This window comes from Streptococcus sp. 1453 (assembly GCF_013276955.1).
Classification (GTDB): Bacteria; Bacillota; Bacilli; order Lactobacillales; family Streptococcaceae; genus Streptococcus.
Genome location: NZ_VMLZ01000012.1, coordinates 15761 through 29154, shown reverse-complemented (window position 1 = coordinate 29154; position 13394 = coordinate 15761). Strand labels below are relative to the sequence as shown.

The following is a 13394-nucleotide window of genomic DNA, read 5'->3' as shown; positions in this document are numbered from 1 at the left end:
GGAAAAGTCATGAATCCCACATGTAAGAAACGGTTGGGTGCGATTCGATTGGAAACCATGAAGGTGGTTGCACAGGAGGAAATAGCGCCAGCAATCTTTGAATTAGTCCTAGAAGGAGAAATGGTTGAAGCCATGCGAGCAGGCCAATTTCTTCATCTGCGTGTGCCTGATGACGCCCATCTTTTGCGTCGTCCTATTTCAATTTCGTCTATTGATAACGTAAAGAAGCAGTGTCACCTCATTTATCGGATTGAAGGGGCTGGGACAGCTATTTTCTCAACCTTAAGTCAGGGAGACACTCTTGATGTGATGGGTCCTCAGGGAAATGGTTTTGACTTGTCTGACCTTGATGAGCAGAGCCAGGTTCTCCTTGTTGGTGGGGGGATTGGTGTTCCACCCTTGCTTGAGGTGGCTAAGGAATTGCACACGCGTGGTGTGAAAGTAGTGACAGTACTTGGTTTTGCTAATAAGGATGCTGTTATTTTAGAGACGGAATTGGCTCAATATGGTCAGGTTTTTGTAACGACAGATGATGGTTCTTATGGTATCAAGGGAAATGTTTCCGTTGTTATCAAGGATTTAGACAATCAATTTGATGCTGTTTACTCATGTGGGGCGCCTGGAATGATGAAGTATATCAATCAAACCTTTTATGACCACCCAAGAGCCTATCTATCTCTGGAATCTCGTATGGCTTGTGGGATGGGGGCTTGCTATGCCTGTGTCCTAAAAGTACCAGAAAGCGAGACGGTCAGCCAACGCGTCTGTGAAGATGGCCCTGTTTTCCGCACAGGAACAGTTATATTATAAGGAGAAAATCATGTCTACAAATCGTTTACAAGTTTCTCTACCTGGTTTGGATTTGAAAAATCCGATTATTCCAGCATCAGGCTGTTTTGGTTTTGGACAAGAGTATGCCAAGTACTATGATTTAGACCTTTTAGGTTCTATTATGATTAAGGCGACAACTCTTGAACCCCGTTTTGGCAATCCAACTCCAAGGGTGGCAGAAACACCTGCTGGCATGCTCAATGCAATCGGTTTGCAAAATCCTGGTTTGGAAGTTGTTTTGGCTGAAAAGTTACCTTGGCTAGAAAGAGAGTATCCAAACCTTCCCATTATCGCCAATGTAGCTGGTTTTTCAAAACAAGAGTATGCAGCTGTTTCTCATGGGATTTCCAAGGCAGCTAATGTAAAGGCTATCGAGCTCAATATTTCTTGCCCCAACGTAGATCACTGTAATCATGGACTTTTGATTGGTCAAGACCCAGATTTGGCTTATGATGTGGTGAAAGCAGCTGTGGAAGCCTCTGATGTGCCAGTTTATGTCAAACTAACCCCTAGTGTGACCGATATTGTCACTGTTGCAAAAGCTGCAGAAGATGCAGGGGCAAGTGGTTTAACCATGATCAATACTCTAGTTGGAATGCGCTTTGACCTCAAAACCAGAAAACCAATCTTGGCTAATGGAACAGGTGGAATGTCTGGTCCAGCAGTATTTCCAGTAGCCCTCAAACTCATCCGCCAAGTCGCCCAAACCACAGACCTGCCAATCATTGGAATGGGGGGAGTGGATTCGGCTGAAGCTGCCCTAGAAATGTATCTATCTGGAGCATCTGCCATTGGAGTTGGAACAGCCAACTTTACTAATCCATATGCCTGCCCTGATATCATCGAAAATTTACCAAAAGTTATGGACAAATACGGCATTAGCAGTCTGGAAGAACTCCGTCAGGAAGTAAAAGAGTCTCTGAGGTAAACTGCAATCAATCTGTTCTTGATTTTTTATTCGTTTGTAATATGAATTTCAGAGAATTTTGGTACAATAAAATAAATAAGAACAGAGGAAGAAGGTTAATGAAGAAAGTAAGATTTATTTTTTTAGCCCTGCTATTTTTCTTAGCTAGTCCAGAGGGTGTAATGGCCAGTGATGGTACTTGGCAAGGAAAACAATACCTGAAAGCAGACGGCAGTCAAGCAGCGAATGAATGGGTTTTTGATGCTCACTATCAATCTTGGTTCTATATAAAAGAAGATGCCAACTATGCTGAAAATGAATGGCTGAAACAAGGTGACGACTATTTTTACCTCAAATCTGGTGGCTATATGGCCAAGTCAGAATGGATAGAAGACAAGGGATCCTTCTATTATCTTGACCAAGATGGAAAGATGAAAAGAAATGCGTGGCTAGGAGCTTCCTATGTCGGTGCTACAGGTGCCAAGGTAATAGAAGACTGGGTCTATGATTCTCAATACGACGCTTGGTTTTATATAAAAGCAGATGGACAACACGCAGAGAAAGAATGGCTTCAAATTAAAGGTAAGGACTATTATTTTAAATCTGGCGGTTATTTGCTGACAAGTCAGTGGATTGATCAGGCTTATGTGAATGCTAGTGGTGCCAAAGTACAGCAAGGTTGGCTTTTTGACAAACAATACCAGTCTTGGTTTTATATCAAAGAAAATGGAAATCATGCTGATAAAGAATGGATTTTCGAAAATGGTCACTATTATTATCTAAAATCCGGTGGCTATATGGCAGCAAATGAATGGATTTGGGATAAGGAATCTTGGTTTTATCTCAAATCTGATGGTAAAATGGCTGAGAAAGAATGGCTATACGATGCTAAAAGTCAAGCCTGGTACTACTTCAAATCTGGTGGCTACATGGCAAAAGATGAATGGATTTGGGATAAAGAGTCATGGTTTTACCTCAAGTCTGATGGGAAAATGACTGAGAAAGAATGGGTCTACGATTCTAAAAGTCAAGCCTGGTACTACTTCAAATCTGGTGGCTACATGGCGAAAAATGAGACAGTAGATGGTTATCAGCTTGGAAGTGATGGTAAATGGCTTGGAGAAAAAGCTACAAACGAAAATGCTGCTTACTATCAAGTAGTTCCTGTCACAGCAAATGTCTATAATGCAGATGGTGAAAAGCTCTCCTATATATCACAAGGTAGTGTTGTCTGGCTAGATAAGGATAGAAAAAGTGATGACAAGCGCCTAGCTATTACTGTTTCTGGTTTGTCAGGATATATGAAAACAGAAGATTTACAAGCACTAGATTCTAGCAAAGACTTTATCCCTTATTATGAGAGTGATGGACATCGTTTTTATCACTATGTGGCTCAGAATGCTAGTATCCCAGTAGCTTCTCATCTTTCTGATATGGAAGTAGGCAAGAAATATTATTCGGCAGATGGGCTGCATTTTGATGGTTTTAACCTTGAAAATCCCTTCCTTTTCAAAGATTTGACAGAGACTACAAACTATAGTGCTGAAGACTTGGATAAGGTATTTAGTCTGTTAAATATTGACAATAGTCTCTTAGAAAATAAGGGAACTACCTTTAAGGAAGCCGAAGAACATTATCATATCAATGCCCTCTACCTCCTTGCTCATAGTGCCTTAGAAAGTGACTGGGGACGAAGTAAAATTGCCAAAGATAAGAATAATTTCTTTGGAATTACAGCCTATGATACGACTCCTTACCTTTCTGCCAAGACATTTGATGATGTTGATAAGGGAATTTTAGGTGCAACCAAATGGATTAAGGAAAATTATATCGATAGGGGCAGAACTTTCCTTGGAAACAAGGCGTCTGGTATGAATGTGGAATATGCCTCAGACCCTTATTGGGGCGAAAAAATTGCTAGTGTGATGATGAAAATCAATGAGAAACTAGGTGGTAAAGATTAGTCCTAATATTGGATATGATTTGAGTATAATACTCAATGAAAATTAAAGAGCAAACTAGGAAACTAGCCGCAGACTGTACTTGAGTACGGCAAGGCGACGTTGACACGGTTTGAATTTGATTTTCGAAGAGTATAAGCTAAAAATCCTGATTTCAAGTAAAATCAGGATTTTTTCATGGATGCGATTTTTTTGGGGTCTGGTGTGACACGGAGGGTCTTTTGCCCTGTGTAAGTGACAAAGCCGGGTTTTCCTCCAGTTGGTTTATTGAGTTTCTTGACTTCAATCATATCTACCTGCACCAGATTTGACAGGCGACCTTGCGAGAAGTAGGCTGCAAGGTCTGCTGCGTCTGTCTTGACTTCATCGGATGGGTCAAGATTGCCTGAGATGACAACGTGGCTTCCAGGAATATCCTTGGCATGGAACCAAAGTTCCTCCTTGCGGGCCATTTTAAAGGTTAGCTCTTCATTTTGCAGGTTATTACGTCCGACATAGATGATGGTTTTACCATCACTGGCCAGATATTGTTCTGGTTTTTTGCGTTTATGGATTTTCTCGCGTTGTCTTCTGCGGATAAAGCCTGTTTGAATCAATTCTTCACGGATTTCAGCGATTTCTTCCAGCCCAGCTTGGTTGAGGACGGTTTCTACACTTTCCAGATAGAGAATGGTTGCCTTGGTTTCCTCAATCAGATCAGTCAAGTATTTGACAGCTTCTTTTAATTTCTGATAACGTTTAAAATAGCGTTGGGCATTCTGGTTGGGAGTCAGAGCCTTATCAAGCGTAATCGTGATAGGTTGGTTGGTATAGTAGTTGTCTAGGATAACCTGGTCTTGGTCGTTAGGCACTTGATGGAGGAAGGTTGTTAGCAATTCCCCTTTTTGACGAAATTCCTCCGCATTGTCTGTCGCTAGTAACTCTTTTTCCTGTTTTTTCAGCTTATGTCGATTTTTTTGAAGTTCATTTTCAACACGACGAATGAGTTCACTGGCTTGCTGTTTGACGCGGTCGCGTTCAGCCTTATCCTTATAGTAGGTGTCCAACAAATCAGAAAGACTGGCAAAAGGCTCTCCCGCCTGATTTGCAAAAGGAACTGGACTGAAGGAAGTCTTAGTCAAGCATGGTTTGGTTTCTTGATTGAAAAAGTTACGGAAAGTAGATAGTTTATCACTAACCAGTATGCTTTCCAATTCATTTGCCGTATCACGTCCCAGACCTTGAAAGAGGTTTTGAAGATTTTTAGCTGTTGTTTCCTGTGTTTGCAGGATTTCAAAGAGTTTCTCGTCCTTGATCGTAAAAGGATTGAGAGATTCCGTACTTGGCGGAGCGATATAGGTCGACCCAGGAAGCAAGGTGCGGTAGCTATTTTGTGAAAAGCCGACGTGTTTAATGACTTCGAGGATTTTGTGGCTACTTTTATCAACCAGTAGAATATTACTGTGTTTCCCCATGATTTCGATAATCAAGGTAGCCTGAATATGGTCCCCAATCTCGTTTTTATTGGAAACTGTCATTTCCACAATACGGTCATTTTCCACTTGCTCAATCGACTCAATCAGGGCCCCCTGCAAATACTTTCTCAAAACCATGATAAAGGTAGAGGGTTGGGCTGGATTTTCAAAAGTCGTTTGGGTCAGCTGAATGCGTCCAAAAACAGGATGGGCAGAAAGGAGCAGGCGATGGCTTTGGCGATTGCTGCGGATTTGCAAGACTAATTCTTGTTCAAAAGGCTGATTGATTTTCTGGATGCGACCATTCACTAACTCTCTTCGCAATTCCTCAACCATGTGGTGTAAAAAAAATCCGTCAAATGACATCGTTCTCTCCTTGTGATTGTACTCCATAGTATTATATCAAAAAGGTAGAATAAAATCATGGAAATGTGGTATAATAAAGCCAAGTAAAGAGAAACGAGAAGCACATGTATATTGAAATGGTAGATGAAACTGGTCAAGTTTCAAAAGAAATCTTGCAACAAACCCAAGAAATTTTGGAATTTGCAGCCCAAAAATTAGGCAAAGAAGACAAGGAGATGGCGGTTACCTTTGTGACCAATGAACGTAGTCATGAACTAAATCTGGAGTACCGTGACACCGACCGTCCGACAGATGTCATCAGCCTTGAGTATAAGCCAGAGTTGGAAATTGCCTTTGACGAAGAGGATTTACTTGAAAATCCAGAATTGGCAGAGATGATGTCTGAGTTTGATGCCTATATTGGGGAGCTGTTCATCTCTATCGATAAGGCTCATGAGCAGGCCGAGGAATATGGCCACAGCTTTGAGCGTGAGATGGGCTTCTTGGCAGTACACGGCTTTTTGCATATCAATGGCTATGATCACTATACTCCGGAAGAAGAAGCGGAGATGTTCGGTTTACAAGAAGAAATTTTGACAGCCTATGGACTCACAAGACAATAAACGAAAATGGAAAAATCGTGACCTGATATCCAGTTTAGAATTTGCCATCACAGGGATTTTTACTGCTATCAAGGAAGAACGCAATATGCGAAAACATGCAGTGACGGCTCTTGTAGTCATTCTTGCAGGTTTTGTTTTTCAGGTGTCACGAATCGAATGGCTCTTTCTCCTATTGAGCATTTTCTTGGTAGTAGCTTTTGAAATTATCAATTCTGCTATTGAAAATGTGGTGGATTTGGCCAGTCACTATCACTTTTCCATGCTGGCTAAAAATGCCAAGGATATGGCGGCTGGCGCGGTATTAGTGGTCTCTCTTTTCGCAGCCTTAACAGGCGCATTGATTTTTCTCCCACGAATCTGGGATTTAATATTTTAAACAGTAAGAGGAAATTATGACTTTTAAATCAGGCTTTGTAGCCATTTTAGGACGTCCTAATGTTGGGAAGTCAACTTTTTTAAATCACGTTATGGGGCAAAAGATTGCCATCATGAGTGACAAGGCGCAGACAACGCGCAATAAAATCATGGGAATTTACACGACTGATAAGGAACAAATCGTCTTTATCGACACACCAGGGATTCACAAACCTAAAACAGCTCTCGGAGATTTCATGGTAGAGTCTGCCTATAGCACCCTTCGTGAAGTGGATACCGTTCTTTTTATGGTGCCTGCTGATGAAGCGCGTGGTAAGGGGGATGATATGATTATCGAGCGTCTCAAGGCTGCTAAGGTTCCTGTTATTCTGGTGGTTAACAAGATTGATAAGGTTCACCCAGACCAGCTTTTGTCTCAGATTGATGATTTTCGTAATCAAATGGACTTTAAGGAAATCGTTCCAATCTCAGCTCTTCAAGGGAATAACGTTTCTCGTCTAGTGGATATTTTGAGTGAAAATCTGGACGAAGGTTTCCAATATTTCCCGTCTGATCAAATCACAGACCATCCAGAGCGTTTCTTGGTTTCAGAAATGGTTCGCGAGAAAGTCTTGCACCTAACTCGTGAAGAGATTCCTCATTCTGTTGCAGTAGTTGTTGACTCTATGAAACGAGATGATGAGACAGACAAGGTTCATATCCGTGCAACCATCATGGTCGAGCGTGATAGCCAAAAAGGGATTATCATCGGTAAAGGTGGTGCTATGCTTAAGAAAATCGGTAGCATGGCTCGTCGTGATATTGAACTCATGCTAGGAGACAAGGTCTTCCTAGAAACATGGGTCAAGGTCAAGAAAAACTGGCGCGATAAAAAGCTAGATTTAGCTGACTTTGGCTATAATGAAAAAGAATACTAAGTAGAGGTGGGCTCATGCCTGCTTCTTGTTTTTACAGAAGGAGGACTTATGCCTGAATTACCTGAGGTTGAAACCGTTCGACGTGGCTTGGAAAAATTGATTTTGGGAAAGAAGATTTCGAGTATAGAAATTCGCTATCCCAAGATGATTAAGACGGATTTTGACGAATTTCAAAAGGAAGTGCCTGGTCAGATTATTGAGTCAATGGGACGTCGTGGTAAATATTTACTTTTCTACCTGACAGACAAGGTCTTGATTTCCCATCTGCGGATGGAGGGCAAGTATTTTTACTATCCGGACCAGGTTCCAGAACGCAAACATGCCCATGTTTTCTTCCAGTTTGAGGATGGTGGCACGCTTGTTTATGAGGATGTACGCAAGTTTGGTACTATGGAACTCTTGGCTCCTGACCTTTTAGACGCCTACTTTCTTTCTAAAAAATTAGGTCCTGAACCAAGCGAACAAGACTTTGATGTGCAGGTCTTTCAAGCTGCCCTATCCAAGTCTAAAAAGCCTATCAAATCCCATCTCCTAGACCAGACTTTGGTAGCTGGACTTGGCAATATCTATGTGGATGAGGTTCTCTGGCGAGCTCAGGTTCATCCAACTAGACCTTCCCAGACTTTGACAGCAGAAGAAGCGACTGCCATTCATGACCAGACCATTGCTGTTTTAGGACAAGCTGTTGAAAAAGGTGGTTCCACCATTCGGACCTATACCAATGCCTTTGGAGAAGATGGAACCATGCAGGATTTTCATCAAGTCTATGACAAGGTTGGTCAAGAATGTGTACGCTGTGGCACCATCATTGAGAAAATCCAACTAGGCGGACGAGGCACCCATTTTTGTTCTCAGTGCCAAAGGAGGAATTGATGGGAAAAATCATTGGAATCACTGGGGGAATTGCCTCTGGTAAGTCAACCGTGACAAATTTTCTAAGAAAGCAAGGCTTTCAAGTAGTGGATGCCGACGCAGTCGTCCACCAACTACAGAAACCTGGTGGTCGTCTGTTTCAGGCTCTAGTCCAGCATTTTGGGCAAGAAATTATCTTAGAAAATGGAGAACTCAATCGCCCTCTCCTAGCTAATCTTATCTTTTCAAGTCCTGAAGAACGAGAATGGTCTAAGGAAATCCAAGGAGAGATTATCCGTGAGGAACTAGCTACATTAAGAGACCAATTGGCTCAGACAGAAGAGATTTTCTTCGTGGATATTCCCCTACTTTTTGAGCAGGACTACAGTGCTTGGTTTGATGAGACGTGGCTGGTCTATGTGGATCGAGATGTCCAAGTAGAACGTCTAATGAAAAGAGACCACTTGTCCAAAGATGAAGCTGAGTCTCGTCTGGCAGCCCAGTGGCCTTTAGAGAAAAAGAAAGATTTGGCCAGCCAAATTCTTGATAATAATGGGAATCAGGACCTGCTTCTTACTCAGGTGGTCTCCCTGCTTGAGGGAGGTAAGCAAGATGACAGAGATTAACTGGAAGGATAATCTGCGCATTGCCTGGTTTGGTAATTTTCTGACTGGAGCCAGTATTTCCTTAGTTGTGCCTTTTATGCCCATCTTTGTGGAAAATCTAGGTGTAGGGAGTGATCAAGCTGCTTTTTATGCAGGCTTAGCTATTTCTGTCTCTGCTATTTCTGCGGCGCTCTTTTCTCCTATCTGGGGCATCCTTGCTGACAAATACGGACGAAAACCCATGATGATTCGGGCTGGTCTGGCCATGACTATCACTATGGGAGGCTTGGCCTTTGTCCCAAATATCTATTGGTTAATCTTTCTTCGTTTACTGAATGGTGTATTTGCGGGTTTTGTTCCTAATGCCACAGCTTTGATAGCCAGTCAAGTTCCCAAGGAGAAATCAGGCTCTGCCTTAGGTACTTTGTCTACAGGCGTAGTTGCAGGTACTCTAACTGGTCCCTTTATCGGGGGATTTATCGCAGAATTATTTGGCATCCGTACAGTTTTCTTACTGGTTGGTAGTTTTCTATTTTTAGCTGCTGTTTTGACTATTTGCTTTATTAAGGAAGATTTTCAACCAGTAGCCAAGGAAAAGGCCATCCCAACAAAGGAATTATTTACATCAGTTAAATACCCCTATCTTTTGCTCAATCTCTTTCTAACCAGTTTTGTCATCCAATTTTCAGCCCAATCAATCGGTCCTATCTTAGCTCTGTATGTGCGCGACTTAGGCCAGACAGAGAATCTTCTTTTTGTATCTGGTTTGATTGTATCCAGTATGGGCTTTTCCAGTATGATGAGTGCAGGAGTCATGGGAAAGCTAGGTGACAAGGTGGGCAACCATCGCCTCTTGGTTGTAGCCCAGTTTTATTCAGTTATCATCTATCTCCTCTGTGCCAATGCCTCTAGCCCCCTCCAACTAGGACTCTATCGTTTCCTCTTTGGCTTGGGAACTGGTGCGCTGATACCTGGGGTCAATGCCCTTCTCAGCAAGATGACGCCCAAAGCTGGTATTTCGAGGGTCTTTGCCTTCAATCAGGTATTCTTTTATCTGGGAGGTGTCGTTGGGCCCATGTCAGGTTCTGCAGTAGCAGGTCAATTTGGCTACCATGCAGTATTTTATGCGACAAGCCTTTGTGTTGCCTTTAGTTGTCTCTTTAACCTTCTTCAATTTCGAACATTATTAAAAGTAAAGGAAATCTAGTGCGAGTAAAAATTAATCTCAAATGCTCCTCTTGTGGCAGTATCAATTACCTAACCAGTAAAAATTCAAAAACCCATCCAGACAAGATTGAGGTTTTAAAGTATTGTCCCAAGGAAAGAAAAGTAACCCTACATCTTGAATCTAAGTAGATTTTATGGTAAAATAATAGGGATTTTAAGGAGTTTGATATGTATAACCTATTATTAACCATTTTATTAGTATTATCTGTTGTGATTGTGATTGCGATTTTCATGCAACCAACCAAAAACCAATCCAGCAATGTATTTGATGCCAGCTCAGGTGATTTGTTTGAACGCAGTAAAGCACGCGGTTTCGAGGCTGTAATGCAGCGTTTGACAGGGATTTTAGTCTTTTTCTGGCTAGCCATTGCCTTAGCATTGACGGTATTATCAAGTAGATAAGAAAATAATGGGCAGGACTAGGTCTTTGCCTCTTTTTATTTTTAAAAGATATTTGAGAAGGTTTTGCAGTAAAAGAAAATTAAAAATCTAGAAAGAAAATATGAAAGATAGAATAAAAGAATATTTACAAGACAAGGGAAAGGTAACTGTCAATGACTTGGCTCAGGCTTTGGGAAAAGATGGCTCCAAGGATTTTCGTGAGTTGATTAAAACCTTGTCCCTAATGGAAAGAAAGCACCAGATACGCTTTGAAGAAGATGGCAGTCTGACCTTGGAAGTCAAGAAAAAACATGAGATTACCCTCAAGGGGATTTTTCATGCCCATAAAAATGGCTTTGGCTTTGTCAGTCTGGAAGGCGAGGAGGACGACCTTTTTGTAGGGAAAAACGATGTCAACTATGCTATTGATGGTGATACCGTTGAGGTAGTGATTAAGAAAGTAGCTGACCGCAACAAGGGAACAGCTGCCGAAGCCAAAATTATTGATATCTTAGAACACAGTTTGACAACTGTTGTCGGGCAAATCGTTCTGGATCAGGAAAAACCCAAGTATGCAGGTTACATCCGTTCGAAAAATCAGAAAATCAGTCAACCAATTTATGTTAAGAAACCAGCTCTTAAACTAGAAGGAACAGAAGTTCTCAAGGTCTTTATCGACAAATACCCAAGCAAGAAACATGATTTCTTTGTCGCTAGCGTCCTCGATGTGGTGGGGCATTCAACGGATGTCGGAATTGATGTCCTTGAGGTTTTGGAGTCTATGGACATTGTATCCGAGTTTCCAGAAGCTGTTGTCAAGGAAGCAGAAAGTGTGCCTGATGCTCCATCTGAAAAAGATATGGAAGGTCGTCTGGATCTAAGAGATGAGATTACCTTTACCATTGACGGTGCAGATGCCAAGGACTTGGACGATGCGGTGCATATCAAGGCAGTGAAAAATGGCAATCTGGAACTCGGAGTTCACATTGCAGATGTTTCCTACTATGTGACCGAGGGTTCTGCCCTGAACAAGGAAGCCCTTAACCGCGCAACTTCTGTCTATGTGACAGACCGTGTGGTCCCAATGCTTCCAGAACGACTGTCTAATGGAATTTGCTCCCTCAATCCTCAAGTTGACCGCCTGACCCAGTCAGCCATTATGGAGATTGATAAACATGGTCATGTGGTCAACTACACCATCACACAAACAGTAATAAAGACAAGCTTCCGTATGACCTATAGTGATGTCAATGATATCCTAGCTGGCGACGAGGAAAAGCGACAAGAATATCAGAAAATTGTTCCTAGTATCGAACTTATGGCCAAGCTTCATGACACTTTAGAAAACATGCGTGTGAAACGTGGTGCCCTCAATTTTGATACCAATGAAGCTAAGATTTTAGTTGATAAACAAGGCAAGCCTGTTGATATCGTTCTTCGTCAGCGTGGTGTTGCCGAGCGCATGATTGAGTCCTTTATGCTGATGGCCAATGAAACAGTTGCTGAGCATTTTAGCAAGCTGGATTTGCCTTTTATTTATCGTATCCATGAGGAGCCAAAGGCTGAAAAGGTTCAGAAGTTTATTGATTATGCTTCAAGTTTTGGCTTGCGAATTTACGGGACTGCCAGTGAGATTAGCCAGGAGGCCCTTCAAGACATCATGCGTGCTGTTGAGGGAGAACCTTATGCGGATGTCTTGTCTATGATGCTTCTTCGCTCCATGCAGCAGGCTCGCTATTCGGAGCACAATCACGGCCACTATGGACTAGCGGCTGACTATTACACTCACTTTACTAGTCCGATTCGTCGTTATCCGGACCTCCTTGTTCACCGTATGATTCGGGACTACGGCCGTTCTAAGGAAATAGCCGAGCATTTTGAGCAAGTGATCCCAGAGATTGCGACCCAGTCTTCCAACCGTGAGCGTCGTGCTATTGAGGCTGAGCGTGAAGTCGAAGCCATGAAAAAGGCTGAGTACATGGAAGAATACGTGGGTGAAGAGTATGATGCAGTTGTATCAAGTATTGTCAAATTCGGTCTCTTTGTCGAATTGCCAAATACAGTTGAAGGCTTGATTCACATCACAAATTTACCTGAATTCTATCATTTCAATGAGCGGGATTTGACTCTTCGTGGGGAGAAATCAGGAACAACCTTCCGTGTAGGTCAGCAAATCCGTATCCGAGTTGAAAGAGCGGATAAGATGACTGGTGAAATCGACTTCTCTTATATTCCAAGTGAGTTTGATGTGATTGAAAAAGGCTTGAAACAGTCTAGTCGTAGTGACAGAGGGCGTGGTTCAAGTCGTCGTTCAGATAAGAAGGAAGACAAGAGAAAATCAGGACGCTCAAATGATAAGCGCAAGCATTCACAAAAAGACAAGAAGAAAAAAGGAAAGAAACCTTTTTATAAGGAAGTAGCTAAGAAAGGAGCCAAGCATGGCAAAGGGCGAGGGAAAGGTCGTCGCACAAAATAAAAAGGCGCGTCACGACTATACAATCGTAGATACGCTAGAGGCAGGGATGGTCCTGACTGGAACTGAAATCAAGAGTGTACGAGCTGCTCGAATTAATCTCAAGGATGGCTTTGCCCAAGTAAAAAATGGGGAGGTATGGCTGAGCAATGTTCATATCGCGCCTTACGAAGAGGGCAATATCTGGAACCAAGAACCAGAACGCCGTCGTAAACTCCTGCTCCATAAAAAGCAAATCCAAAAATTGGAACAAGAGACTAAAGGGACAGGAATGACGCTGGTTCCTCTTAAAGTCTATATCAAAGATGGTTATGCCAAGCTCCTTTTAGGACTTGCTAAAGGGAAGCATGACTATGACAAACGGGAGTCTATCAAACGACGTGAGCAAAACCGCGACATTGCGCGCGTGATGAAAGCAGTTAATCAGCGATAAAAAGAGGAAT

General features: G+C 42.2%; 14 protein-coding genes. 13 read left to right on the top strand and 1 reads right to left on the bottom strand.

Going from position 1 to position 13394, the window contains the following annotated elements; genetic code table 11:
- Positions 1–9: 9 nt before the first annotated feature.
- The 3 genes from HW098_RS07780 to HW098_RS07770 are packed head-to-tail and all read left to right on the top strand — an operon-like array spanning position 10 to position 3702.
- Complete coding sequence (locus HW098_RS07780) at positions 10–810, top strand: dihydroorotate dehydrogenase electron transfer subunit (protein ID WP_176139745.1); 801 nt, start codon at positions 10–12, stop codon at positions 808–810.
- Complete coding sequence (locus tag HW098_RS07775) at positions 773–1759, top strand: dihydroorotate dehydrogenase (RefSeq protein ID WP_176139744.1); 987 nt, start codon at positions 773–775, stop codon at positions 1757–1759. Before HW098_RS07780 ends, HW098_RS07775 begins: the two co-directional genes overlap by 38 nt.
- 41 nt (positions 1760–1800) lie before the next feature.
- Positions 1801–3702, top strand: a complete 1902-nt coding sequence (locus tag HW098_RS07770; protein WP_176139743.1) for a glucosaminidase domain-containing protein — start codon at positions 1801–1803, stop codon at positions 3700–3702.
- Positions 3703–3863: 161 nt separating this feature from the next.
- On the opposite strand, the gene pavA is transcribed toward HW098_RS07770, so the two are convergent.
- On the bottom strand, positions 3864–5519 hold the full coding sequence (gene pavA / locus HW098_RS07765) for an Rqc2 family fibronectin-binding protein PavA (protein WP_176139742.1): 1656 nt from the start codon (positions 5517–5519) through the stop codon (positions 3864–3866).
- A 104-nt stretch (positions 5520–5623) separates the two neighbouring features.
- Between pavA and ybeY the strand changes: the two genes are divergently transcribed.
- The 10 genes from ybeY to smpB all read left to right on the top strand — a co-directional run bounded on the left by ybeY (position 5624) and on the right by smpB (position 13384).
- A complete protein-coding gene (ybeY, locus tag HW098_RS07760) occupies positions 5624–6121 on the top strand; it encodes an rRNA maturation RNase YbeY (RefSeq protein WP_173253989.1) in 498 nt (165 codons plus the stop codon).
- Positions 6102–6497, top strand: coding sequence for a diacylglycerol kinase (locus HW098_RS07755; RefSeq protein WP_000378156.1), 396 nt, complete (start codon positions 6102–6104; stop codon positions 6495–6497). The genes ybeY and HW098_RS07755 overlap by 20 nt, the downstream gene beginning before the upstream one ends.
- Positions 6498–6513: 16 nt before the next feature.
- The gene (gene era / locus HW098_RS07750) at positions 6514–7413 is read left to right on the top strand and encodes a GTPase Era (protein ID WP_084891461.1); all 900 of its coding nucleotides are present in this window, start codon (positions 6514–6516) and stop codon (positions 7411–7413) included.
- 48 nt (positions 7414–7461) lie between these two features.
- The gene (gene mutM, locus HW098_RS07745; protein ID WP_176139741.1) at positions 7462–8286 is read left to right on the top strand and encodes a DNA-formamidopyrimidine glycosylase; all 825 of its coding nucleotides are present in this window, start codon (positions 7462–7464) and stop codon (positions 8284–8286) included.
- On the top strand, positions 8286–8891 hold the full coding sequence (gene coaE / locus HW098_RS07740) for a dephospho-CoA kinase (protein ID WP_173253991.1): 606 nt from the start codon (positions 8286–8288) through the stop codon (positions 8889–8891). The genes mutM and coaE overlap by 1 nt, the downstream gene beginning before the upstream one ends.
- On the top strand, positions 8878–10077 hold the full coding sequence (locus HW098_RS07735) for a multidrug efflux MFS transporter (RefSeq protein ID WP_176139740.1): 1200 nt from the start codon (positions 8878–8880) through the stop codon (positions 10075–10077). The genes coaE and HW098_RS07735 overlap by 14 nt, the downstream gene beginning before the upstream one ends.
- On the top strand, positions 10077–10226 hold the full coding sequence (rpmG, locus tag HW098_RS07730; RefSeq protein ID WP_001809104.1) for a 50S ribosomal protein L33: 150 nt from the start codon (positions 10077–10079) through the stop codon (positions 10224–10226). Before HW098_RS07735 ends, rpmG begins: the two co-directional genes overlap by 1 nt.
- A gap of 39 nt (positions 10227–10265) precedes the next feature.
- The gene (gene secG / locus HW098_RS07725) at positions 10266–10499 is read left to right on the top strand and encodes a preprotein translocase subunit SecG (RefSeq protein WP_000282517.1); all 234 of its coding nucleotides are present in this window, start codon (positions 10266–10268) and stop codon (positions 10497–10499) included.
- Between the two features lie 100 nt (positions 10500–10599).
- Entirely contained in the window at positions 10600–12954 is a 2355-nt protein-coding gene (rnr, locus tag HW098_RS07720) for a ribonuclease R (RefSeq protein WP_176139739.1), read from the top strand.
- Complete coding sequence (gene smpB / locus HW098_RS07715) at positions 12917–13384, top strand: SsrA-binding protein SmpB (RefSeq protein ID WP_001051750.1); 468 nt, start codon at positions 12917–12919, stop codon at positions 13382–13384. The genes rnr and smpB overlap by 38 nt, the downstream gene beginning before the upstream one ends.
- The last annotated feature ends 10 nt before the right edge of the window (positions 13385–13394 follow it).